This window comes from Sorangium sp. So ce281 (assembly GCF_051527395.1).
Taxonomy (GTDB): domain Bacteria; phylum Myxococcota_A; class Polyangia; order Polyangiales; family Polyangiaceae; genus Sorangium; species Sorangium cellulosum_B.
This window is the reverse complement of record NZ_CP150322.1, coordinates 9,046,343-9,069,831: the sequence shown is the minus strand read 5'-3', so window position 1 is coordinate 9,069,831 and position 23,489 is coordinate 9,046,343. Positions and strand designations below refer to the sequence as shown.

The 23,489-nt window shown below is 68.2% G+C and carries 18 protein-coding genes; 13 read left to right on the top strand and 5 right to left on the bottom strand.

Annotation, left to right across the window (positions count from 1 at the left end):
* Positions 1 to 74: 74 nt before the first annotated feature.
* Positions 75 to 1,607, bottom strand: coding sequence for a helicase HerA domain-containing protein (locus WMF27_RS34400; RefSeq protein ID WP_437764638.1), 1,533 nt, complete (start codon positions 1,605 to 1,607; stop codon positions 75 to 77).
* A 250-nt stretch (positions 1,608 to 1,857) separates the two neighbouring features.
* Positions 1,858 to 2,541: an FxLYD domain-containing protein gene (locus tag WMF27_RS34395; RefSeq protein ID WP_437764639.1), complete on the bottom strand. Its 684-nt coding sequence runs from the start codon at positions 2,539 to 2,541 to the stop codon at positions 1,858 to 1,860.
* A 1,342-nt stretch (positions 2,542 to 3,883) separates the two neighbouring features.
* Between WMF27_RS34395 and WMF27_RS34390 the strand changes: the two genes are divergently transcribed.
* The 3 genes from WMF27_RS34390 to WMF27_RS34380 all read left to right on the top strand — a co-directional run bounded on the left by WMF27_RS34390 (position 3,884) and on the right by WMF27_RS34380 (position 8,262).
* A complete protein-coding gene (locus WMF27_RS34390) occupies positions 3,884 to 5,641 on the top strand; it encodes a DUF1592 domain-containing protein (RefSeq protein ID WP_437764640.1) in 1,758 nt (585 codons plus the stop codon).
* 19 nt (positions 5,642 to 5,660) lie between these two features.
* Complete coding sequence (locus WMF27_RS34385) at positions 5,661 to 7,292, top strand: DUF1552 domain-containing protein (protein ID WP_437764641.1); 1,632 nt, start codon at positions 5,661 to 5,663, stop codon at positions 7,290 to 7,292.
* Between the two features lie 202 nt (positions 7,293 to 7,494).
* Positions 7,495 to 8,262 (top strand): FxLYD domain-containing protein, encoded by a 768-nt coding sequence (locus tag WMF27_RS34380; RefSeq protein ID WP_437943264.1) that lies wholly within the window; start codon positions 7,495 to 7,497, stop codon positions 8,260 to 8,262.
* Between the two features lie 145 nt (positions 8,263 to 8,407).
* Here WMF27_RS34380 and WMF27_RS34375 read toward each other — a convergent pair whose 3' ends face one another.
* Complete coding sequence (locus tag WMF27_RS34375; protein ID WP_437764643.1) at positions 8,408 to 8,974, bottom strand: hypothetical protein; 567 nt, start codon at positions 8,972 to 8,974, stop codon at positions 8,408 to 8,410.
* Between the two features lie 613 nt (positions 8,975 to 9,587).
* Between WMF27_RS34375 and WMF27_RS34370 the strand changes: the two genes are divergently transcribed.
* From WMF27_RS34370 to WMF27_RS34360, 3 genes are all read left to right on the top strand, one after another.
* Positions 9,588 to 11,651 carry a tetratricopeptide repeat protein gene (locus tag WMF27_RS34370; protein ID WP_437764644.1) on the top strand — a complete coding sequence of 688 codons (2,064 nt, stop codon included), beginning with the start codon at positions 9,588 to 9,590 and terminating at the stop codon, positions 11,649 to 11,651.
* A gap of 628 nt (positions 11,652 to 12,279) precedes the next feature.
* Positions 12,280 to 13,758: a DUF1592 domain-containing protein gene (locus WMF27_RS34365; RefSeq protein WP_437764645.1), complete on the top strand. Its 1,479-nt coding sequence runs from the start codon at positions 12,280 to 12,282 to the stop codon at positions 13,756 to 13,758.
* A gap of 14 nt (positions 13,759 to 13,772) precedes the next feature.
* Entirely contained in the window at positions 13,773 to 15,368 is a 1,596-nt protein-coding gene (locus WMF27_RS34360; protein ID WP_437943263.1) for a DUF1552 domain-containing protein, read from the top strand.
* Between the two features lie 168 nt (positions 15,369 to 15,536).
* On the opposite strand, the gene WMF27_RS34355 is transcribed toward WMF27_RS34360, so the two are convergent.
* Positions 15,537 to 16,097 carry a hypothetical protein gene (locus WMF27_RS34355; protein WP_437764647.1) on the bottom strand — a complete coding sequence of 187 codons (561 nt, stop codon included), beginning with the start codon at positions 16,095 to 16,097 and terminating at the stop codon, positions 15,537 to 15,539.
* A gap of 499 nt (positions 16,098 to 16,596) precedes the next feature.
* On the opposite strand from WMF27_RS34355, the gene WMF27_RS34350 reads away from it, so the two are divergent.
* Positions 16,597 to 17,469: a sulfurtransferase gene (locus WMF27_RS34350; protein ID WP_437764648.1), complete on the top strand. Its 873-nt coding sequence runs from the start codon at positions 16,597 to 16,599 to the stop codon at positions 17,467 to 17,469.
* Between the two features lie 6 nt (positions 17,470 to 17,475).
* Here WMF27_RS34350 and WMF27_RS34345 read toward each other — a convergent pair whose 3' ends face one another.
* Positions 17,476 to 18,594, bottom strand: coding sequence for an arginase family protein (locus tag WMF27_RS34345; protein WP_437764649.1), 1,119 nt, complete (start codon positions 18,592 to 18,594; stop codon positions 17,476 to 17,478).
* Positions 18,595 to 18,821: 227 nt separating this feature from the next.
* On the opposite strand from WMF27_RS34345, the gene WMF27_RS34340 reads away from it, so the two are divergent.
* The 6 genes from WMF27_RS34340 to WMF27_RS34315 all read left to right on the top strand — a co-directional run bounded on the left by WMF27_RS34340 (position 18,822) and on the right by WMF27_RS34315 (position 23,393).
* Complete coding sequence (locus WMF27_RS34340) at positions 18,822 to 19,280, top strand: hypothetical protein (protein WP_437764650.1); 459 nt, start codon at positions 18,822 to 18,824, stop codon at positions 19,278 to 19,280.
* Positions 19,281 to 19,311: 31 nt separating this feature from the next.
* Positions 19,312 to 19,875 (top strand): TetR/AcrR family transcriptional regulator, encoded by a 564-nt coding sequence (locus WMF27_RS34335; protein ID WP_437764651.1) that lies wholly within the window; start codon positions 19,312 to 19,314, stop codon positions 19,873 to 19,875.
* Complete coding sequence (locus WMF27_RS34330) at positions 19,872 to 20,744, top strand: SDR family NAD(P)-dependent oxidoreductase (RefSeq protein WP_437764652.1); 873 nt, start codon at positions 19,872 to 19,874, stop codon at positions 20,742 to 20,744. Before WMF27_RS34335 ends, WMF27_RS34330 begins: the two co-directional genes overlap by 4 nt.
* Before the next feature lie 40 nt (positions 20,745 to 20,784).
* Entirely contained in the window at positions 20,785 to 21,096 is a 312-nt protein-coding gene (locus WMF27_RS34325) for a hypothetical protein (RefSeq protein WP_437764653.1), read from the top strand.
* Positions 21,097 to 21,102: 6 nt separating this feature from the next.
* Entirely contained in the window at positions 21,103 to 21,768 is a 666-nt protein-coding gene (locus tag WMF27_RS34320) for an MBL fold metallo-hydrolase (protein WP_437764654.1), read from the top strand.
* 422 nt (positions 21,769 to 22,190) lie between these two features.
* Positions 22,191 to 23,393, top strand: a complete 1,203-nt coding sequence (locus WMF27_RS34315) for an IS110 family transposase (protein WP_437761397.1) — start codon at positions 22,191 to 22,193, stop codon at positions 23,391 to 23,393.
* The last annotated feature ends 96 nt before the right edge of the window (positions 23,394 to 23,489 follow it).

The following is a 23,489-nucleotide window of genomic DNA, read 5'->3' as shown; positions in this document are numbered from 1 at the left end:
GCGGCTCGGGCGGGGCCTGCGCGCCGCGAGCGTCTGGGCGCCCCTGTCAGGGCTCGGCTCGGGGCCGCCTCTCGTCAGCCGCTCTGGATCGCGCGGAGCACGGCCGCCTCGTTGAGCGCGTGACGGCCGCCCTGGAGCGAGGCGAAGCCCGCGCGGGCGAGCGCGGTGAGCGCGTGCGCGGCGCGCCGGATCTCGACCTGGCTGCGCGAGCCGCCGCGGGCGGCGAGCTCCTCCGCGGTCAGCGCCGCGCCGCGGGCGAGCAGCTTCGCGGCCAGCGCGACGTGCGCCACGGACCGGGGGGATCGGCGCCGCGCGTGGCTCCTCGCGGCGCTCACCATCTGCTTGACGCCGCGCACCTCGAGCATCGTGGTGGCCGGCATCGCGAGATCCCGGAGCGACGGAGAGGCCGGCTTCGCGATGATCTTCACGGCCGCGCCGCCCGACGCCGCGGCGGGCGCGAGCGCGGGCGCCCCAGGGACGCGGTCCAGGGTCGCGCCGAGCGCGGGAGCCGCGGGGGCGCGCGGATCGGCGGCCGCCGGCGCCCGCGCGACCTCGCCATGGCCAACGCGCGCCACGATCTCGCTCTGGATCACCACCTTGACGACGCCGGCCACCTGAAGCGCGGTGCGCAGCCGCTCGGCCTCGGCCTCGGCGGCTCTGCGCGCCTCGTCGGCCCGGGCGAGCTGCTGCTGGAGCCGGCGGATCTCGGCCCGCAGCGCGGCGCTCGGATCCGGGCCTTGCTGGCTCGCGCTCTCGGCCGCGAGCGCCTCGCGCAGCTCGTCGAGGAGCGTGCTCAGCGTGGCGTCCGCGACGCGCGGCACGCCGCTGGGCTCACCGGTCCAGCTCGGCGCCTCGCCGCCGTGGGCGGTGTGGCGGGCGCGCCAGCGCTCGAATCGCCCGGCGGCGGGCAGGAAGAACTCGCCGGCCGGGAGCGCGCGGAACTCCTCGAACGTGTGCCCGTCGACGAGCGCCCTCACCGCGTCGTAGTCGCGCTCGATCTCGAAGCCGCCGATGGCGGGGAAGTTGAGCTGGCTCATGAGCTCCTTCGAGACCGCCTGCGTGCGCTGGCTGGCGACGACGAGGAGGACGCCGCGCTTGCGGCCCTGCTTCGCGAACCGGTGCAGGATATCGGAGGTGAGCGACGCGCCCGATTGAGGCGCGAAGATGTGCACCTCCTCGACCACGACGGCCGCCGGGGCGCGGCGCTCCGAGAGGAGGACCCAGAGCCGCTCGAGGAACGGGAGCGCGGCCTCTTGCTGGGAGCGGCTCGTCGGCTGATCCGACAGATCGACGATGAGGCCGAGCCCCTCGTCGAGCACCCTCGCGAGCGCGATCTCCGCCGCGCGCTCGCCGGAGGGCAGCGGCAGGTCCGCGTGGGCGCCCCCGAGGACGAGGACGCGGAACCGCTCGCGCAGCGTGTAGAGCTCCCCCTCGGGATCGATCGCGACGACAGGGATGCCGGCGGCGAGCAGCTCCTCGCAGAGGACCCCGACGCCGAAGCTCTTGCCCCGGCCGGAGGAGGCCCAGATGCCGACCCGCAGCCCGGTGCGCGCGTAGTCGGAGAGGTCGAGCTGGTAGCCGTCGCAGAGGGAGAGGATGGGGCTCACTGGGTCGCTTCGGGTCGAGGGTCGGGTCGGCGCGCTCGTGGCGAACTGTAGGCGAGCGCGCGGACGCGCGGGAGGCGGGGGCAGCATCGCGGCGGAGTCAAAGGCCACAGGGCATGCCGCGCCGCTCTGCGATCGGGCGCGACCCGCGCTGCGGGCTCATCCGCGCCGTTCGGCTCGCTGCGGCGTACTTTCCTGCACCTCATTCGCCTGCCCCCGGCCGAATCCGTACCACACGAGCCTGCACCCCGCTTCACGGAGGAACCGAAACCGTCGGATAGGCGACGTGACCAACGCCGACATCGTCCACGGTGGTCGTCTCGAAGGGCCAGCTCCCGCCGGGCGGAATGTCGGCGGCCGCGCTGCTCGTCGCCATGCCGAGCGGCCGTCCGGCTCGATTCACCGGGAAGACCGTTATCCTGGGATCGCTCACCGCCACGTCGAGTCGGTTCTCGAGCGTGCCCGTGTAAGCGCTCCCGGCGCCCCTGCCGACGGTCTTCACCTCGCTGACGGTGACGGCATCGACGGGGACCACGTCCACGGTGAAGGCAGGAAACCTGTGCTTCAGATACCCGAGCTCCTCGATCACGAGCTCACCGGGGAGATCCGCTGAGCCAGTCATCGCGATCTCGCCCGGGGCGATGCAGGGGATCATCACGCCAGAGCCGTCGTCCAGCCGATAGAGCCGACGGCTGAGCAAGCTCCCGCCCCAGGTTGTCACGAGCTGATCGGCCTTGTCGATGAAGTAAACCATCAGGCCGGCGTCGCAGGACGGGGTCTCCCCGTCATTCCTGACCGCGGCGTAGAGCTCGGGGCCCGTCGCCCCCTGCACCAGGGTGAAGGCAACCAGCTTGAGCCCGGCCCCTTCCTCGTCCATGTCGGTGCTGGACAAGCCTTCCGGCACGAAATGCAGGCCCTCGCCGGGGTCCCCGTCCATGCCGCCCCCGCCCGTCTCCGGGCCGCTCGAGCCAGCTCCCGCCTCCCCGCCGCTGGCAGCATCCCCGCCGCTGCCGTGTCCGCTCCCGCCGTTGCCCGCCCCCTCCTCGGGGGGGCTCGCCGAGCATGCGAGAGGGAGGGCAAGAGCGACAGCCCCGATGACGACCAAGGACCTCGATTGCATCATTGTGCAGAGGGCGAGGGGCAGGGAAGCTGGCTTCCGGGGGCTCACGCTAGCGTCACACCGCCTCACGGGCAAGCGCCAACCTCCTGAAGCTTGGAGAGCGAGTGTTCAAGTCCACAGCCCACGACTCCAGGACGACGACACCGAGTCTTCATCCGCGGTAGCCCCCGCGTCCTCGGCGGCCGCCGGGCGAATCTCCTCGACGAGCGCCCCGACGCGCCCGGTCGACACCCGCACATCATCCACCCAACGCCTGGACGAGCGGGGCCGCGCGCCCGCTCTCGCGAAGGCCCCGGAGGAAGGGGACGCCGCGCCCGTCCCAGGAGCCGGGTCGACGACGTTGCGAGCGAACCCAGCTTTTCGAGCCAGAAATGACCGCCTTGACCGCCCTGACCGCAGATGACCCAATTGGCGTGATGCTCCTCACGTTGGGTGATGCGGCGCGTTGCCCACGAATGACACGAGGCTTGGAATGTCATGGTTGCACATTTGAGAACCTACTGGATTCGGCAGACCCGTGCGCCCGCGCGAGAAGCGCAGGCCTCTCGCGGCCGAGCGAGCTCTCGTCGAGCACTCCTTCACTGTTGCCGATGAGCCGCTCGATCCCGGCGACAGATGCTCCGTTCCCATTGGCGCTATCCAGCCTGGTTGCATCTCGCGGGCGCTCCCTTTTTGTTTGAGATGTCGCGCGGATGGAGTTCTATCTGGAGGAAGGTTGAATCGCCCGCGCGCCGCTGGCGCGCGCAGGGCTCGACGTCAACGGCGAGCTGCGGCGTGACCCATGGGCACGGCGAGGCACATCCCCCGACCGTCGACGGCGCCTCGTGCCATGTCGTGGTTCACGCGTTCTCTTCACTCCGCGGCGCTCGCTCGATGATGCGGCCGAGGAGAGCGTGCTTGTGGCCCCGATCGCGCCGCCGCGCCGCGTCGCAATGACGCGCTTGGCGGCCCCTGCAGTGGCCCGCGCGCGTCGCTGTTCCGCAGGGAACTCGGCGTCCGCGCGCCAATCGGTCCGCTTCTCGAGGTCGAAGACGACATCAGGGCGCCGCTCGTACGCCGGCGTTTCATTATCACGTCTCCAGAGGAAGCGATCGGCCAGACGCGCGTGATCTCGAGGATGGCGACCCGCAGGCTGTTTCATCACTTTTGATCCGCTCCCATGATCACTTCGGCGCGGACCGGGAATAGTGAGGTCATGCGAACGTTACGGCAACTATCGTACATTGGTACGACAACATTTTTCACCTCATTGACCTTCCTCGCCGGGTGCACCGGCGAGATAGCGCCCGGCGATGCGGAGGTCACCGGCGGCGGGGAGACCTCCGGCAGCGGCAGCGGCAGCACCGGTTCGGGGGGCACGGACGAGCCCGACAACGGTTCGCCCGAGAAGTGCATCCCTGGCATCCCGATCACGAGCCAGATCCCCCGGCTGCTGAACCGGCAGTACGACAACACGGTGCGGGATCTCCTTGGCGTCACCAGCGTCGACGGCCAGCTGCCGTCCGAGAAGCTCGGCGACGACTTCGACGGCCCGATGACCTCTGACGCGTGGCGCCTCTATCAAGAGGTTGCCGAGAAGATCGCCAAAGCAGTGATGGCAGGGCCGAACAAGTCCAAGTTCATCAGCTGCGACCCGTCGGCGGCCGGCTGCCTGGAGGAGACCATCAAGACCTTCGGCCGCAAGGCGTTCCGTCGCCCGCTGACCGATCTGGAGGTGGCGCGATTCCAGAAGCTGGGCCAGATTACGCCGGCAGGAACGCCCGCCGAGGTCGCCGAGGCAACGCTGATCGGCTTCCTCGTCTCGCCGTCGTTCCTCATGCTCCCCGAGCTGGCGACCGACCCGGATGCGTCGACTCAGGCCCTCAAGCTCTCCAGCTACGAGGTGGCGACGAAGCTTTCGTACTTGCTCTGGGGCTCCGCTCCGGATGACGTGCTGAGCGCGGCGGCCGACAACGACGAGCTCCAGACGAAGGAGCAGATTCTGGCCCAGGCGCAGCGGATGATCGCCGTGCGCGAAAAGACCGGGCCGCTCGTGACAGCGTTCCACCGCAACTGGACGCAGATGAACAACGGAAACGCCCACTGGTGGACGATGGATCACGACGTCGAGACGTATCCGTTGTACTCCGCGGCCGCCAAGCCCAGCTGGCAGGCTGAGCTCGACGCCTTCTTCGAAGACGTGGCGTTCGAGGGCGGTTCGTTCAAGGACCTCCTCCTCAGCAACGTCGCCTTCGTCAACAAGGACAACGCGGCGATCTACGGGCTCGACCCCGCGAGCTACGGCACCGAGCTGACCAAGGTGGAGCTGGACGCCAACCAGCGGCCGGGCTTCCTGACCCGCGTCGGGTTCTTGAGCTCCTACGCGGGCTACGACGCCACGAGCCCGATCCTGCGAGGCGCGTTCATCTCGGTGTACCTGCTCGGCGTCAATCCGGGTCCGCCCATCCCCGGCGCCACCATGCAGACCGTTCAGGGCGAGTTCACGACGCAACGCGCGAGGATCGAGAAGCTGACGGAGCCTGCGAGCTGCAAAGGCTGCCACTCGGTCATCAATCCGCCGGGCTTCGTGATGGAGAACTTCGACGGCATCGGAAAGTGGCAGACGACCGACCCGCTTGGTGGTGCGATCGACGCGAGCGTCACGACGAACACCATCGACTTCGGCGACGGCAACGTGAAGGAGATCTCCTCTCCGCTGGCGCTCATGCAGGAAATCGCTGAGCTTCAGAAGGCCAAGCAGCTGTACGCCGAGTCGTGGGTCTCCTACGCCTTTGGGCGGGATCCGAACGGGAAAGACAAGTGCGTCGTCGATCAGATCGACACCAAGCTGTCTGAGGGCGGCTACAGCATTCTCAATCTTCTGGCCGATCTCACTCAAGCGGATTCGTTCCGCGTGCGCGTCCGCGAAACGCCGTGAAAGCTGAGGAAACTTGACCATGAGCAAGCAACTGAACCGCAGAATCTTCCTTCGTGGCCTGGGCGGAGCCGCCCTGGCCGCGCCGTTCCTCAGCTCCGTGTGGGAGCGCGACGCAAAGGCCCAGACCGCTTCGGGTGGGAAAGCGCTCATCGTGATGTTCACCCATTATGGGTGCGTCACGAACAAGTGGTTCCCCACGAAGACCCAGGGTGAGCTCACGGCGGCTGACCTCGAGGCGACGAGCCTCGCGGCCCTCGCTCCGTACGCGAAGAAGCTCCTCATGCCGCGCGGCATCCGCTCGATGAACGAGTGGACCGCCAACATGAAGCGCGGACAGGGGAACGACTCCCACACGCAGATCGTGGGGTCGTTCTTCACCTGCCAGCCGGTCACGCCGAACAGCAACGACCCGTTCAGCTTCAACCAGGCGACGAAGTTCAACGCGAAGCCTGTCGGTCCTTCGCTGGATCACGTCATGGCCCAGCAGCTCAGCCCGAACGGCACTCCCCTGCTCATCGCCACGGCTGGCCAGAAGGACAACGCTCAGTCGGCGATCTCCTACTCCGCCGCCGAGACCATCCACAATGGCCTCAACGCGTCGCAGGCCTTCAGCAGCCTCACGGGCCTCTTCCAGGCGGGGCAGCCGATGTCACCGGACACCTACGCGGCGCTTCGCGGCAAGAGCATCCTCGACCTCGTGAAGGACGATCTGCAAACGCTCGAGCGGTTCGACATGAGCCAGGCCGACAAGCGCAAGCTCGCGGCCTGGAAGGAGCTCCTCAACCAGACAGGAACCGTTGTGGCCTCCGCGCAGTGCAGCGAGGAGCTCGGCGTGATGCTCGGTGCGACGTCCGCGAACGCCCAGAAGGCGTCGTCGGGCGGCCTGGGCGTCGACGTCCTCACGACCAAGGTCTCCGGCGACCTGGATGGCGCGGATATCAGCTCGGCGATCGCGGCGCTCGCGGCCGCCTGCAATGCCAACCCCGTCATTTTCCTGAAGTACCCGGGGAATTACGGCTTCAAGGGGCTCGGCATCACCATGGAGTCGCACTCCCTCTCGCACCGCCTCGACAATGCAGGCATGCAGGGCAGCTGCCTGCCCAACGCGCTCGAGTGGCTCGTCAAGGTGGACACCTATTACGCGCAGAAGTTCGCGAAGCTCGTCGGAATGCTCGACAGCATCCCCCAGGGGAATGGGTCGACGGTCCTCGACACCAGCGTCGCCATCTGGTTCAACGAGATGTCGGACGGCAACGCGCACAACCTCAACAACGCTCCGATCCTTCAGGCCGGCAGCGGCGGCGGTTACTTCAAGACCGGTCAGATCATCAACGTCGACCCCGCGTCGACCCCGACGGTCGGCAACAGCATGTCGCAGTGCGCCAACGGTACCGGCCAGGTCGACGGCACGAGACAAGGCACCGGGACCGATCCGAAGGTTGGCAACGCGCCGATCAACAAGTACTTCTGCAACATCATGAACGCCATGGGCGTGAAGGCGGGTTCGGATGGCTTCCCTGCGAAGGGCGGCTCCGCGGAGGTGACCCACTTCGGCTATTCCGACAAGACGGAGGAGTTCATCGGTGGCAAGGGCGCAGTCGCCGGCGCCAAGATCAGCAATCCGGGCGGGTTCACGGAGCTCAAGGCCTGAGCACTCTCGGAGCCAGGTCCTGAACACCCCGACGAGCTCGGGTCCAAAGACCCCTTCTTACCGAAGGGGTCTTTGGGTTTGTGCGCCGCCGGCGACCGCGGGCATCGCGAAATGGCCGCTCTTCGTGGTGCGCCTCACGTCGCGGCTCCGCGCTGCCCAACGATGGCGGGCAGCGATAGGCTGGGCATCTCTTCTCATGTTCATGCTGACGAAGCGCTTCCTCATCCCTGCTGCCGTGCTCCTCCCGCTGGCCTGCTCGAGCGAGGTGAGCGACGGTGCCAGGGTGGGCGGGGACACTGGGAACGAGGTGCTCGTCGTCCCCGAAGACCTCACCATCATCGCGCTCCCCGGCGGGAACGGCGTGCTCAACGTGATCGCGCTGACTCTTCGCAAAGGACCGACCAACACCGAGCTCTACGCCGCCTTGAGGAACGACGGGAATACCCCGGCGTGCAGCGCGGCCCTCTCCGTCGAGCTCTACAACAAGGCCCAGCAGTCCGTGGCATCCGGGATCAACGGGCTCCTGACTCAGCATTTCTATCGAGTCACGGATCGCCCGGACGCGATCGCTGCGTGCGTGGGTCCGGGTGACGTGACCATGACCGCGATCACGGATCTGCCCTCGGACATCGTGATTGAAGATGTGGGATACGTCGTCTACCGGTGCCCCTACTTTGCTCTCGACGTCGTTCCCATCGATGGCCTCACCACCAGCGAAGTGAAGGCCGTGACGGGCGGCGCCGGCACGGTGTACACGGGCACGCTCTTCAACGGGCTCGACGTGGCGGTGAGAGATCCCTCCGTCACTGTCTTCTCAGTCGATCGCGTCGGGCGTCCGCTCGGCGTGGCGATCGCCAGCGGCACCGTCCAGATTCCGCCGGGTGGCAGCTGGGCCTTCGAGACGAACACCGTGGACACGCCCGGAGCCGATCAGGCCGCATATCCGGCAGGCGCGATGGGAGAGCAGTAGACCTTCCCATGAGTCGCGCGGGCGCGATCAGCTACGGCAGCCTACCCGGTCTACGTGGGTGAAGGGAGCTGCCGCCGAGGGTGGCTTCGTTCGACCGGCGCCCGCGGGGCGCCGCAACCCGTCGGCGGCTGCTCGCCAAGCCCTGCTACTCCTGCGCGCCGTCCGCGATCCATTGCGTGAGCGCTTGGATGTAGTCGGGGGGTATGCACTTGGCATCGCCATCGTCGACGCATTCGAGGGGCATTCGCGGAGTTCCGCCGCACGGCCCCTTCAGGACCTTGATGAGCGCGCTCTCCTCCGGATTTTCGGTGTTGATGAGATCGCCGCAATGCTCGGTTACGTGGGAGCTCACCCTCATGTGGAGCTCTCCGTCGACCATCAAGTTCAGGGGGTTCATCTCGTCGTTATGGCAACCCGCCCCGAAACACGCGTTTTGTATGACGAACTGCAACGTCTCGAACGTCGGTGGCTGCCCGCTGCCACTGCCGGTCGAGCCGCCGTCGCCACCGGTGCTCGCGCTGGTCGAGCCAGCCCCGCCCGAACCGCCGGACCCGACCGCGCTCGACGTAGACGCACTGGCGCTCGTGCTTCCGGCGTCCGTGCCGCCGGCGCCTCCGGCGCCGGCATCGTCAGGGTCGTCGGAGCAGCCTGGAAGCGATGACAGGACGGCGACGATTGCTGCCGCGATAAAGCTTGAGAATCGAAGTTTCATGGTTCACGACGAAGATGGTGAGAGAGAAGGTTGAGCTCTCGTTCCCGTGGATCGAAGCAAAAGGCTTCGAGCTTCGGATTGCAGAGGCGACGCGCGATCCACGTCGCCCGTAGGCAAGAGCTGCGCGAGACGAGGAACGTCCTCTTGTGCCGGTAGAATGAGCAAACGCCATCAGAAAATCAAGCGGTTCGTGGAGGCCATCCCGGTGTACAGCCATGCTGTACGCGTCGATTGACACTCGTGCTTGTGCGCTCAAGCCGGTCTCACGTGCCCTGAGCCCCTCTCACAACCTCCCGTCACCAGGCAGACGGGGGCGGGCGCGTCGCGTCGTTGCTCCTCGTCGCGCCATGTCAGCAGGGCTCTTCGTCGCGCCTGGCGCTGCGCCCGAGCTCGGCTGCTTGGCTTGGTCCGGCGCGGTCCGCGCCGGGAGGGGAGAAGAACTCCTGGCGCGATCCGAAAGTCAAGCTCCTCGAAGTGGGCCTCCCGAAGTGGCCCTCCCATCGTACAGCCACGCTGGATGCGCCGGTCGACAAGAAAACCGGCTTGCGCTCAGCGCCCGGGCGCAGCCATCCTGCTCCGCGAGATCCAGCACTCTTCCGACAAGGAACTCCCCGTGACCGCCGCTTCGCTCTTCGAATTGGCAGTGCAGTTTCATCGGGCCGGGCAGGTCGATCGCGCAGAGCTCCTCTATCGCGGCGTGCTCGAGCAAGCGCCCGGGCATGGCGACGCGCTGCTTCTTCTCGGCGTGATCACCGTCCAATCCGGTCGGCTCGCGGAGGCCGCCGCGCTGCTCGAGCGAGCCGTCCGCGTCGCCCCGAGCAACGCCCTCTACCTGTCGCATCTCGGCGACGTGTATCGCTGCCTCGGCCGGAGACCCCAGGCGGTCGCCGTGTTGCTCATGGCCGTCGCTCGGAAGCCCGACTTCGCCGAGGCGGTGTTCAACCTTGCTCTCACGTTCGAGGAGCAAGGGGACCTGGACGCGGCGGCGGCGTGCTACGAGCGCGCCCGCGATCTCGAACCCGGGTTATTGCAGGCTGGCGAGCGCCTCGCGGGCCTGCGGGACCAGCGGGGTGCGTCTGCCGCCGGGGTCGCTCCTGCGGCGGCGCGCATCCCCGAGTCGGGCTTGAGCGCGTCCGACGCCCTGGCGGCCCTCGGCGAGACATTGCGCCTCGGCGGCCGGTCGGACGACGCCGCGGCCTGGTACCGCGTGGCGCTGAAGCTCAATCCGCGGATGGCCAATGCGTACACGGCGCTCGGCGCGATTCACGCGGACGCCGGCCGTTTCGACGAGGCGATCGACGATCTGCGTCGAGCGCTCGAGATCGACCGAAACTACCATGTCGCTCGGGATTATCTCGCCGCCGCGCTCGGCGAGTCGGGGCTCCTCGACGAGTCCCAGGCGATGTACCGCGAGGCGGTCGCCCTGTGTCCCGACGACCCCGCTGCGCACAGCGCTCTCCTCTTCAACATGCCGTTCTGGCCGAACGTCACCGAGCGCGACATCCTCGCCGAGGCGCGCGCGTGGAATGCCCGGCATGCCCGCGCCCTCGCCGCGCAGGCTCCCCCTCACAAGACCGATCGCTCGCCCGACCGGCGGCTCCGCGTCGGTTACGTGTCACCCGACTTCCGAACCCACGTCCAGTCTCTCTTCACGATCCCGCTGTTCCAGAGCCATGACCACCGGCAGTTCGAGATCTTTTGCTACTCGAGCACGGACAGGCCGGATAACCTGACGGATCGCATCCGCGGGTATGCCGATGTTTTTCGCGAGGTCGCGGCGCTGGACGACGCCGCCCTGTCCGAGGTCATTCGGCGGGATCAGATCGATATCCTGGTCGATCTCACCATGCATATGACGGACCGCCGTGTCCTGGTCTTTGCCCGCCGGCCCGCTCCCCTTCAGGTGTGCTGGCTGGCGTACCCCGGGACGACGGGCCTCGAATCGATGGACTATCGCCTGTCCGATCCCTTCCTCGATCCCCCCGGTGCGAGCACGGACGTCTACACGGAGGAGACCCTTCGGCTCCCCGACTCGTTCTGGTGCTACGACCCGCTCACCGACGTGCCCGACGTGAGCGCTCTCCCCGCTCTCGCGGAGGGGAGGGTCACCTTCGGCTGCCTGAACCACTTCAGGAAGGTGAATGAAGGGGTGCTTCAAGTCTGGACGAGGGTGCTGGCCGCGGCGCCCGGGTCGCGGCTCACGCTCATGGCGCCTCAGGGAAGGGCCCGGGACCGGGTGCGCTCGATCTTCGAGGAAGGGGGCGTCCAGCTCGACCGGGTCGAGTTCGTCGACCGGTGCGGGCGGCTCGACTATCTGCGAAGGTACCGCGAGATCGACATCTGTCTCGATACGTTCCCTTCCAACGGCCACACCACGAGCCTCGACGCGCTGTGGATGGGCGTCCCGGTGGTGACCCTCGCAGGGGAAACCGTGGTCGGCCGCGCCGGCGTCTGCCAGGCGATGAACCTGGGTCTGCCGGAGCTCATCGCGACGACGCCGGAACACTACGTTCGGGTCGCCAGCGCGCTCGCCGAGAACCTCGAGCACCTCGGCGAGCTTCGCCGGACGCTGCGCGATCGCATGAAGCAGTCGCCGCTCATGGACGGCCCGCGCTTTGCCCGCAATCTCGAGTCGATCTACCGCGACATCTGGCGCCGTCTCTGCGCTCAAGCCTGAGGCACCTGGCGCCTCACGTCGACAAACTCCTCATGCCCCGAGGCATCCGCGCGATGAACGAGTGGACGGTAGTGATGAACGCGCCGCGTGGGCCGGTGCTCCGGCGCTTCGCGCTCGTGACACGTTCTCGTGAAGCCATGCGCGAAGATTCCACCGCACGGGCGGCCTCATTAGCCGCCCGAGCAGCCGACCGATCGCTTCGCAAACAGCCCGGGCCGCACCCTCATGCTCGAGGGCGACGGCGCGGCTCAAGGTGCCAGTAAGCTCGGCAACCACAGCATCTCGAGGCGACGGGTCGGCCGGCGCCAGCTCCCCGAGTCAGGGGCTCGCCGGTCGGACCCGCGTTGGAATCCTGCGCTGGGGGATCAGTTCGGCACAGGTCGGGGATAGTCATATTATGCGAACGCTGCGGCAACTAGCGTACATCGGTACGGCAACATTTTTGACGTCATCCACTTTGCTCGCTGGTTGCACTGGCGAGATAGCACCCGGTGACCCGGGGGTCTCCTCCAGTGGCGGGGAGACCTCCGGCAGCGCCGGTACGGGGGGCGGGCCGGCGGAGCCGGACCCCGGCGACCCGCGTGTCTGCACTCCCGGCATCTGGGCGACGTCCCAGGTCCCGCGGCTCTTGAACCGCGAGTACGACGCGGTGGTGAGGGATCTGCTCGGTGTGACGAGCGTGCCGAACGCTCCCACGGGCAACCCATCCTCTCTCCTCGTGGCCGACTTCGAGGGCAGCATGACGGACATCGCCTGGAACTCCTACCTCGTGGCTGCCGAAAGCATCGCCGCCGAGGTGATGGCCGGGGCGAACAAGTCGAAGTTCATCGCCTGCGATCCGGCGGCGGCCGGGTGCCTCGAGTCGACGATCCGCGCCTTCGGCCGCAAGGCGTTCCGCCGCCCTGTGACGGACGAAGAGGTGCAGCGCTACATGCGGTTCAACGCGCTGGAGCCCAAGGGCACGCCCGCGGAGGTCGCCGAGGCCATCCTCTTCGCCATGCTCGCTTCGCCCTCGTTCATCACGGTCCCCGAGCTGACGGACGACACGGAGAACGGCGCCATCAAGCTCTCCAGCCACGAGGTGGCGACGAGGCTCGCGTTCCTGCTCTGGGGCTCCATTCCGGATGACGCCTTGAACACCGCCGCAGACGCGGGTCAGCTCACCACCAGGGAGCAGATCCTCGCGCAGGCGGAGCGGATGGTTCAGGACCGGACCAAGACGGCGCCGATCGTGGCCCTGTTCCATCGTGCTTATGCCGACATTCGTGAGGGGTCGCACTGGGGACAGGTCGAGCACGACACGACCAAGTTCCCCGACTACTCCCCGGACATCGTCGCTCCGATGCTGGCCGAGATCGACGCCTTCTTCGAGGAGGTGGCGTTCGAGGGGGGGTCGTTCAAGGACATCTTCCTCAGCAACGTCGCTTACGTGAACGAGGACACCGCTCCGATCTACGGGCTCAACGCCGCCGACTATGGCGCGGAGCTGACGCGGGTGGAGCTCGACCCGAACGAGCGGCCGGGGTTCTTGACCCGCGTTGGGTTCCTGAGCTCCTACTCGTCCTTCGGCGCCACGAGCCCGATCCTCCGGGGCGCGTACGTCGCCAACAGGCTGCTCGGGCTCACCCTGAAGCCGACGCCCGGCGCGGACCAGACGCCGCGGCCTCCGGGCCCGTTCTCCACCGAGCGCGAGGCCATCGAGGCGCTGACCTCCCCTGCGGGGTGCGTCGACTGCCACAGCAAGCTCGTCAACCCGCCGGGCTTCGTGCTCGAGAGGTTCGACTCCGTTGGCAAGGTGCAGACGAAGGATCCGCTCGGCGGCGACATCGACGCGACGGGCGACGTCTACTTCAGCGACACCAACACGAAGACGATCACGACGCCTTTCGAGATGATGACCGAGCTCGGCGCCGGTGCGATCGCCAAGCGTCACTACGCCGAGCAGTGGGTCTCCTGGGCCCGCCGGCGGGTGCCGAACACGAACGACGCCTGCACCGTCAACGAGCTCAGCGACAAGCTGTCCAGCGACGGCTACACCATCATCAATTTGCTCACGGATCTTACCCAGGCCGATTCGTTCCGCCTGCGCACCGTCTTCGGGGATTGAGAAGGACTACGACCATGATGAAGAACCTCAATCGAAGAGTATTCCTCCGAGGCCTGGGTGGAGCCGTCGTCGCTGCACCTTTCTTGGGCTCTGTCGCCGAGCGTGACGCCGAGGCGCAGTCGGCCGGCGGCGGCGCTCCGAAGCGGCTGATCGTGCTCTTCACGCACTATGGCTGCCTGACGAACCGGTGGTTCCCGAAGAAGTCCCATGGCGAATTGACCGCCGCCGATTACGAGGCGACGACGCTCAAGCACCTCGCGCCCTTCGCAAAGAAGCTCCTGATGCCGCGTGGCATCCGGGGGATGAACGAGTGGAGCTTCGGGCGGACCCACGGCCAGAACAACGACCCCCACGGCCAGGTCATGGGGTCGTATTTCACCTGCTATCCGGTGACGCCCGAGAGCGACAAGTTCAACGCGAAGTCGACCGGGCGGTCGCTCGATCACATCGCCGCGGAGCAGGTCAACCCCAACGGCGCCGCTCCCCTCGTGATGCAGATCGGCGGGGTGCGGCAGGACTCGTTCTCCAATTTCTCGTACGACAAGCCCAAGCAGATCTTCCCTGGCATCGGGTCTCCGACGACGATCTACAACAACCTCACGGGCCTCTTCGGCCAGGGCCCCGTGTCGCAGGACACGTACAAGGTGGTCCGCGGCAAGAGCGTGATCGACGTCGTGCGGGAGGACCTGGAGACCCTCGAGAGGGTCAGGATGAGCCAGGCGGACAAGCAGCGGCTCTCCGACTGGAAGGACCTCCTCCACCAGACCACGAACACGGTCAGGGCCCAGTGCAGCGCCGCCCAGGCAGAGGCGCTCGGGTTGACGGCCCAGTCCGTGCAGGCGGCCTCGCAGGGGGGTGGCCTCGGCATCGACCTGTCGAAATCGACGAACATCATGATGGACCTCGCGGTGCTTTCGGCCATCTGCGACCAGAACCGCGTCATCTTCATGAAGTTCCCCGGGACGCTCACGTTCAAGTGGGACGGCATCAATCATTCGAAGGACTCCCATGGCATCTCCCACCGCGTTGGCGACGCCAACATGGGTGGTGACTGCGTTCCCGGTGTCATCGAGATGATTCAGCAGATCGACGACTGGTACGCGAAGAAGTTCGCTTACCTCGTCGGTCGGCTCGACAGCATCGACGAGGGCGAGGGCAAGCTCCTCGACAACACCGCGACGGTCTGGTTCCAGGAAGACTCCGACGGCAACAGCCACAACCTCAACAACCTGCCGATCCTCCAGGCAGGGAGCTGCGGCGGCTACTTCAAGACGGGTCAGGCGGTGAACGTCGAAGGTGGCAAGGCTGACCTGGCCGTCGGTAACAGCGAGGCTGCCTGCGGGCCGGGCCAGACGAAGCTCGAGTTCGGCGAGATCGACGGCACGGGGACGCCGCCGGATGTCGCCACGCAGCCGATCAACAAGTACTTCTGCAACCTGCTGAACGCCATCGGGGTGAAGGCCGGCGCGGACGGCTTCCCGGCGATCGGTGGCTCGGCCGAGGTGACCCACTTCGGCAAGCACGACGACACCAAGCTCTTCGCCAGCGAGACCAATCCAGTGTCCATCAAGGACCCTGGTGAGTTCAAGATGCTTCGCGCGAACGGCTGATCGTCGCTCGTGCCGGGTCTGCCGGCTTGATCGAAATGCAAAAAAGGCCCCTCCCCTCAGGAGGGGCCTCTTGCTTGGCGCCGGGTTTCAGCGACCGCGATGACCTCGTGCCATCAGCACAACGACGCGGCGCTCCGGGGCGGAGCCCGCGTCGTTGTTATCGGCTGCTCACTGCTGCGCGCCGTCGGCGACCCACTGCTCGATCGCGTCGATGTATGTCTGGGGCAGGCACGTGTATTCCGGGCCGGGCTCACCGACGCATCCATTGGGCATGCGGGCGATATCCCCGCAGGGGCCTTTGAGGATCTTGACGAGGGCGCTCTGTTCTGGCTCGCCGGGGGTGACGAGCGGAATGTCTCCGCAAGCCTCGGAGATGTGCGTCGTCAGGGTCGCGTAGAGGGTGTCGTCGTCGAGCAGCCTCGGTTCCGCCTCGCCGTTGTGGCAGCTCGCATCGGAGCAGCCAGCATTCGCGACGACCGCTCTGACCGTTTCAAAGGTCGGGTCGACCGCCGAGCCGCCACCGCCGGTTCCGGCGGAGGTCGAGCTCGAGGCCGTGGCCCCTCCGGCGCCATCCCCGCCCGAGCCCTGCCCGCCGGACCCGGATGCGCTCGAGGTCGTGGTCGTGCCGGCCTCCGAGCTGCCGGAGCTTCCATCGTCGGAGCAGCCCGAGAGAGCTGACAGGAGGGGGAGGAACGCTGCGGCGGTGAAGTTTGAAAGTCGAAGTTTCATGGGTCGTGATTCAAGTGATTAGAGAGAAAAGTATAGCGCTCTCGCCGGTCGAAATAAAGGGAAAGGCTTCGATCCGTCGGACCTTCGAGGCGAGGCGTGATCAATGAATCGATCTGGTGAAGCCGAACTTTTGTGAGCAGGTCGCCCGCGGCGCTTTCGCCTGTCGCTCGGTGGAGCGCTGAGCGAGGCCAGGGGTGTCCTCCGGGGTGGGCAGGTGCTGCGGGGCGGGCAGGACGAGCAGATGCGGTTGAAAATCAAGCGGTTTGTGGCGCCTATTTCGCATACAGGCGTGCTGTGCGCGCCGATTGACATCCATGCCTGATGCCGTCAAGCCCGATCTCGACTGTCAAAAGTGCTTGCAAATGCCGTCGCTTTTGGGGCGCTCCGTCGAGCGCCGGAGTCGCGTGCGGCGGCGCAGCGCCGTCGGGCACAGCCGAGCCGTCGAGCATGGCGAGGATGCGATGTGGCCCGGCGCGAGCAAGGTAGGTACCCTTCGCCCATGCGCGATCCCTTCCTCGTGCCCCCCGGTCCGCTCGTCGATGTCGCCTGGCTCGCGGCGCACGCGGGCGATCCCCGCGTCCGCGTCGTCGATTGCCGCTGGTACCTCGGCGGTCGCCGCGGCGCCGACGAGTACGCCCGCGGGCACATCCCGGGCGCCGTCCACCTCGACGTCGATGCCGATCTCTCCTGCCCGGCGCACGGCGGACCAGGCCGCCACCCGCTGCCCGACGCGGCGGCCTTCGCGCGCGTCCTCGCCCGCATCGGGGTCATCCCAGGCTCGGTGGTCGTCGGCTACGACGACGCCGGGGGCGCCATCGCCGCCCGCCTCTGGTGGCTGCTGCGCTACTTCGGTCATCCGGGAGGGCGCGTGCTCGACGGGGGGCTCCAGGCGTGGACCTCCGCGGGACACCCCCTCTCGACCGAGGCACCCACGATCGCGGAAGCGCCCGCCATGGATCTCGCCCCCGGCGGCGCCCCGGTCGCCGACAAGGCGGCTGTCGACAGGCTGCGCCGCGATTCCGCGGCGGTGATCCTCGATGCCCGCGCCCGCGAGCGCTACGAGGGGCAGACCGAGCCCGTCGATGCCCGCCCGGGCCACATCCCCGGCGCCCGCTCCGCCCCCTTCGCCGAGAACCTCGGCGCCCCCGGGGGCGCCTTCCGCGAGCGCGCGGAGCTCGAGCGGCGCTACCGCGACCTCGGCGCGCTCGATGCAGCCACCGTGGTCTGCTACTGCGGCTCCGGCGTCACCGCCTGCCACGACCTGCTCGCCCTGACGACGCTCGGCCGCGAGGACGCGATCCTCTACGAGGGGTCCTGGAGCGATTGGGCCCGCGACGCCGCCCTGCCCGCGGCCAGAGGCCCCGAGCCCTGAGCGGCGTCAGGCGAGCGCGCGGCCGACGGTGGCCTCGATCGTCTCGCGCAGGTAGCGCGCGGCGAGCGTGACCGTGCGCGCCGCGCTCTCCGGCGTCGGCTGGAGCGCCGGCGCGACCTCCATGACGTCGCCGCCGATCAGGCCGACCTCGCGCCCGAGCCGGCGGATGAGCGCCACGACGAACTCGGGCGACAGGCCGTCCGGCTCCGGCGTCCCCGTGGCGTCGGCGTACGCGGCGTCCGTGCCGTCGATGTCGTTCGAGAAATACACGCCCTCGACGCCGGTGCTCTTCACGTGGGCCACGATGGCGTCGAGCGCCGCCGCCGGATCGGCGCGGCACTCGGCCGCCCAGAACTGCCGCACGCCGTAGCGGCTCTCCCAGTGCTCGCGCGGCTTCTGCGACGCGCGGACCCCCACCTGCGTCAGCCGGCCGCCCCGCCCGACCAGCTCGTTCGCGTGGTACGACCACGTGGCGAAGCAGTACGCGATCCCGAGCCGCTCCTCGAGGAGATCGGTGTGCGCGTCCGGCTGGACGATGCCCCACGGCCGCTTCCGCGCGCGGGCGAGCGCGCGCGCCACCGGCAAGGCCGTGGAGTGATCGCCGCCGAGCACGATGGGGGCGACGCCCGGGTTGATCGAGAAGACGAGATCGAGCGCGCGCTCCGCGATGGAGAGCGGCGAGACCGGCAGCCGCGACGCCGCGGGCTCGGGCACGCCAGGGTAGAGCGCGCGGCGCGACGCGGCCTTCTGCGCCTCCGAGAGCATGTCGTCGTGCAGGAGCTGCGGCACGACGAACACGTCGCCGATGTCGACGAGCCCGACCTCGCGCGCCCGCTCGGGGAAGTCCGGCAAGGCGTCGAGGAGCGCGGTCCGGATGGCCTGCGGGCCCATGTTGGAGCCGCGGAGGAACCCCGCGCCGACGTCGGAGGGCACGCCGAGCAAGACGGCGCGCGCGCCGGCGATGCAGTCGAGCGACGCGCGGAACCGCGCGAGGACCTCCTCCTCGGTCGCGGCGCCGTAGAGCCGCCGCTGGACCTCGATCTGCTGCGCGCGGCCGGTCGAGACGAGGTAGAGGCCTCCGGCCGCCGGGCGCAGCAGGAGCGCGAGCTCTTCTTGCGGGGTCATGCCCGACGAGGGTACGCGCCCCTCAGGGGGCCGCCAGCGAAAGGGCGGACGCAAGGAGCGGGAAGCGCTCGGCCGCGAGGGGATGGGTCAGTACGTTGTCGCCCGAGCTCGTCCCTGGCTCGTCGTTCGCGGGGCGCTCTTGCAGTCCCCGAGGGCCCGGCGTCGCCCTCGCCCGTGCGCGATCTGCTGGTGTTCACGTGCAACCTCAGGGGCAACCAGCCGAGCTCGTGCCCGACGTCGAGCCGCGCACGAGCGAGCGAATCATCCGCCTCGGCCTCTCCGACTTCGCGGACGAGCTGCTGCTGCCGCCGCTGTTGCGCCGGCTCGCGCGCTTGCGCGCGCCGCTCACCCGCGGCGACTTCGTCTGCTTGTTCGACCCGCGCCACGCGCGCCTCGGAATCGCGACGTCCCGCGAGGCGTGCTGGAGATCGGGGCGGTCGAACGTCGCGATCGTTGAGCCAACGCGCGCATCACCCCCGGGACCATCGGGGACCATCGATCCGTTGCGATCAAGGCCGCGCGGCGTTCCGTCCGTCTCGTTGCGTGTCGAAGGCGTCGCGTGTCACCCCGACGGGGGACGCACGTCGCAGAATCAGCAGAACGTCGCGTCCGCGCTTTCGCACGCGTCGTGCGCTCGTGCATTCCTCCCCGACTGCCCAGTCTTGGGACCATCGATAACATGTTGACAATTGATGCGCAAATTGTCACAATGTCTTCATGCAAGCGACGACAGACGACGAGGCGGCCGCCCGCCGCGCGAGGATCCTGACCGCCGCGCGCTGGTGCTTCCTCAACTTCGGCTTCGCGAAGACGGCCTTCGAGGACATCGCCAAGCGCGCCGGCCTCTCGCGCACGCTGCTCTACCGGATCTTCAAGGACAAAGAAGACATCTACCGGGCCGTATTCGTGGACTGGCTGGTCTCTCGGCACCCCGCCGCGAAGGAGGCGGCGAACGGCCCGGGGAGCGCCTATGAGCGCTTGCTCAGCGTCTGCCGTCTGCTGGCGCTCGAGCCCTGGGCGGAGATGGTCGGGGCACCGATGGGGAGCGATTTCATCGAGGCGTGCGAGCGCATCGATCCCGAGAGCGAGGCACTTTATCGCAAGATCGCGCTCGAGTGCGTGGCCGCCATCTTGGGCGATGAGGCGAGCGCCGAGGTCTTCCTCCTCGCGCTCGACGGGTTGCTCGCGGACCAACCGTCGATGGAGGTGCTGGAGCAGCGGACGCAGCTCCTCGCAGCGCGCTTCGCTCCTCGCTCGTCGAAGAAAGGAGCGCGGCCATGACAGCGTCACCTGAAATCCAAGAGATCGTCGTCATAACCGGTGCGTCTACCGGCATCGGCGCGGCCGCGGCACGCGAGCTCGCTCGGCGGGGGTTCCACGTCCTCGCGGGTGTCCGGCGCGACCGGGACGCCGACGCAATCCGGGGGCCAGGTATAGAGCCGCTGATCCTCGACATCACCAACCCGGACCACATCCGGGCGCTGGCGACTCGGGTGCACGGGGACCCGCAGGGCCGGGCAGTGCGGGCCCTGGTAAACAACGCCGCCATGGCGGTCAACGCACCGGTCGAGGTCTTCGCGATCGACGAGTGGCGACGCCTGTTCGAGGTCAACCTCTTCGGCCACATCGCCGTTACCCAGACACTCCTGCCGGCCCTGATCCGCAGCAAGGGTCGCGTGGTCAACATCAGCTCCGTGGGCGGCAAGGTCGCCATGGCCACCTATGGTCCGTACGCAGGCACGAAGTTCGCGCTCGAAGCGGTCAGTGACTCCTTGCGACGCGAAATCGCCCCGCTGGGCGTCCAGGTGGTCGTGGTCGAACCGGGCGCCGTGCGAACGGAGATGCCCGGCCGGGCGATCGCCAGCGCCCATGAGGTGGCGTCGACCATGACGCCCGAGCAAAGCCAGCGCTACGGCGGGCTGGTGCAAGCCATCATCGCGCAGACCGCCTACCACACCAAGTCGGGCCTGCCCGCTGACGCTGCGGCGAAGGTGATCGCCAAGGCAGTGACGGCGCGCAAGCCGCGCACTCGCACCACCGTCGGCCGCGAGGCCGCACTCCTCACCTTGGTGCGCATCCTGCCCGACCGGATACTCGACCTCCTCTTTGCCGCTGCTCTGCGTCCCCACTTTCCCAAGGAGAGCAAGTGAGCACCCGAACCTCGACATCCTTCTCTGCGACCTGTCGCGGATGGCCGACGTGAAGCGCGCCGCCGAGGAGTTCAAGGCCGAGCACGATCGGCGCTTGCCCTCATCCGCAAGACCCCCCGGCGCGCGCGTCGTGTCGACCTCAAGCTCCATGCAGGCGCGCGGAAAATTCGACCTCGCGAAGACACCGACCTCGCCGGAGGCGGCGTCGCTCAAGGGCGAGTACATCTCGAAGCGACGGCCGGCGACCCCGCAGAAGCAGGCGATGGATCCGAAGCTCGCGGCCGACCTGTGGACGTCGAGCGAGAAGCTCGGCGCCGAGGCGGCGGCTCGGGCGGCGAGAGGCAACGCATGAGCTTTCATGGTCTTCGTCTGGAACGAGTTCGTTCGTCGAGGCAGTTCGACGGCGACGTCTTTCGTAACCCGCTGGGTCCGTGGAGGGCGTCGACGACCGGAGTCCTTCCGATGCTCCCCGAGCTCCTCTTCGGGGGGGCTCGACGTAGACCGAAAGCTCCCTTGCCGACGACGCGCCCCCACGAAGCATGGGGTCGTCCGGTCAGACGACCACCTGTGTGCGACCACGATCGCCGGTCTCGCTCGCATGCCGGCGATCCCGATCGTCACGTCGCTCGGGGTGGGGTCGCACCTCGAGCGGCTGGGAATTGCGCCAGAGCGCATTCACGAGCTCGACTGGGGTGAATCATGCGACGTTCGCGGGTTGCGCTTCCTCGCGACCCCAAGCCAGCACTACTCAGGTCGCAGCCTGAGCGACCGGGACGCGACCCTCTGGTCGTCATGGGTCATCCAGTCAGATCGGCACAAGGTCTTCTTCTCGGGCGACACGGGGCTGACCGAACAGTTCCGCGAGACGGGCCAGATGTACGGGCCGTTCGACCTCGTCATGCTCGAGATCGGCGCGTTCTACCCAGGCGTTGAGGCCATTCCCCTGGGGCCCGAGAACGCGCTCAAGACCCATCGAGAACTGCGGCTGCCCTGGACGAGACGGAGAAGGTGCGTCTGGGCATGATTGATAGATGGGATGAGGCAGCCCAAGCGGCGCCTGGATCCACGATGCCGACCGCACCGACCCGTGCGTCTGCTCGACGCGTTCGCGCGGCGGGGCCTGCGAAGACAGCCCGCATCACCGTGGAGGTCGGCCCATCGGCAGCAGCAGAGCGTGCTGGAGTGCTCGGGGGGGTCAAGGGTTCGCGAGCGGAGCTCGCCGGCTCCGCCGCCCTTGACTCCCCCTGCGCGCTCCAGCCGGACAAAGCTGCGGGCGATGGGCGGACGGAGGCCTCCGGCGGGGGCTCCAAGCTCCGGAGAGCAGCGCGCAAGAAGGAGCCACTCGGAGCAGCAAGCAAGATGGCCGACCTCTCGCCTGCAGGGTTGCCTGCGGGCACCCCCACGCGTTCGAAGACGCAGTCGACGGGGGCCCAGGAGAGGTCAGCCATGCGAAGTGTAGCGCTGGATCTGGGGGTCAACGAGATTTCGTTCTGCGAGGTAGTGGGCGGGCAGGTGGCGCTGCGACGCACGGTCCGCTCGCTTGATTCGCTCCAAGATGTCCTCGGTCCGTCGTCCTCGCCGGCCCGGGTGGCGATCGAGGCGTGCCGGGAGGCCTGGGTGGCTCACGACAAGCTCCGCGACTGGGGCCACGACGTCCTGGTCGTCGACACCACGCGAGCACGTCAGGTCGGCGTTGGCCAGCACGGCCGCAAGAATGACCGCCTCGATGCCGAGGCGCTGGCGCGCGCCGTCGAGCGCGGGGGCATTCCGCTCGCTCACGTGCTTTCGCCTCACCGGCGGGCCATTCGCCACCAGCTGGCCGTCCGGCGCGCGCTGGTCGAGACGCGAGCCCAGTACGTCACCACCGTGCGCGGCATTCTGCGCGCCTGCGGACACAAGCTCGCGACATGTATGACCGAGGATTTTCTCGCGCGGCTGCGCGAGGCCTCTTTGCCAGCCGAGAGCCGTCAGCTGGTCGGGCCCTTGGTGATCACGCTGGAGGTGCTCAACCCCCAGATCGCGCTGGTCGATGCCGCGCTCGAGCAGCTGTGCGCCCACGAGCCGGTGATCGCGCGGTTGACCACGGCGCCCGGCGTGGGGCTGGTCGTCGCTGCCGCGTTCGTCTCGGTCGTGGACGAAGCCAAGCGCTTTCGCCACGCCCACCAGCTCGCCTCCTACCTGGGTCTGGTTCCCTTGGAGGACACCTCCGGCGGGCGCGACAAGCGGCGGCTGGGTTCGATCACCAAGCAAGGCAACGCGTACGTGCGCGTGCTGCTGACACAGGCCGCGCACACGATCCTGCGGCACAAGAACAAGAGCGGCGACGACCCACTGCGTCGATGGGCAGACGCCATTGCCGAACGCCGGGGTCGCCACATCGCCGTCGTGGCGCTGGCGCGGCGGCTGTCGGGGGTGCTGTGGGCCATGTGGCGCGACGGCACGCTCTACGACGCGCAGAGCGCAGCGGCTGCCTCGGCCAAGGGCCTGCGCCTGCAGGCGCAGTCGGTCGAGCAGCAGGCGCACGCCTTGCAGCGAGCCACGGTCAAGGCGCGCCGCCGGCAACGGTCCGTCGACAAGGGACTCAACGCCGCCACGGCAGCGGCTCCATCGAGGCCGAGCTCGACCTCAAGGAGGGCCTCGATGCACTGACTTCCCCCACACGGGGGACATGCGCCACGAGCGCGCCACGCCAGGAGCGTGAACGAGGGCTACGTGGATGAGCGCGGGAACACCGAGGGTGATCCG

Bases quoted from the DNA above. Each gene is read 5' to 3' on its own strand.
- WMF27_RS34395 (WP_437764639.1), bottom strand. From the start codon at position 2,541: ATGGACGGGGACCCCGGCGAGGGCCTGCATTTCGTGCCGGAAGGCTTG.
- WMF27_RS34390 (WP_437764640.1), top strand. From the start codon at position 3,884: ATGATCACTTCGGCGCGGACCGGGAATAGTGAGGTCATGCGAACGTTA.
- WMF27_RS34385 (WP_437764641.1), top strand. From the start codon at position 5,661: ATGAGCAAGCAACTGAACCGCAGAATCTTCCTTCGTGGCCTGGGCGGA.
- WMF27_RS34380 (WP_437943264.1), top strand. From the start codon at position 7,495: ATGCTGACGAAGCGCTTCCTCATCCCTGCTGCCGTGCTCCTCCCGCTG.
- WMF27_RS34375 (WP_437764643.1), bottom strand. From the start codon at position 8,974: ATGAAACTTCGATTCTCAAGCTTTATCGCGGCAGCAATCGTCGCCGTC.
- WMF27_RS34360 (WP_437943263.1), top strand. From the start codon at position 13,773: ATGATGAAGAACCTCAATCGAAGAGTATTCCTCCGAGGCCTGGGTGGA.
- WMF27_RS34355 (WP_437764647.1), bottom strand. From the start codon at position 16,097: ATGAAACTTCGACTTTCAAACTTCACCGCCGCAGCGTTCCTCCCCCTC.
- WMF27_RS34350 (WP_437764648.1), top strand. From the start codon at position 16,597: ATGCGCGATCCCTTCCTCGTGCCCCCCGGTCCGCTCGTCGATGTCGCC.
- WMF27_RS34345 (WP_437764649.1), bottom strand. From the start codon at position 18,594: ATGACCCCGCAAGAAGAGCTCGCGCTCCTGCTGCGCCCGGCGGCCGGA.
- WMF27_RS34335 (WP_437764651.1), top strand. From the start codon at position 19,312: ATGCAAGCGACGACAGACGACGAGGCGGCCGCCCGCCGCGCGAGGATC.
- WMF27_RS34330 (WP_437764652.1), top strand. From the start codon at position 19,872: ATGACAGCGTCACCTGAAATCCAAGAGATCGTCGTCATAACCGGTGCG.
- WMF27_RS34325 (WP_437764653.1), top strand. From the start codon at position 20,785: ATGGCCGACGTGAAGCGCGCCGCCGAGGAGTTCAAGGCCGAGCACGAT.
- WMF27_RS34320 (WP_437764654.1), top strand. From the start codon at position 21,103: ATGGTCTTCGTCTGGAACGAGTTCGTTCGTCGAGGCAGTTCGACGGCG.
- WMF27_RS34315 (WP_437761397.1), top strand. From the start codon at position 22,191: ATGCGAAGTGTAGCGCTGGATCTGGGGGTCAACGAGATTTCGTTCTGC.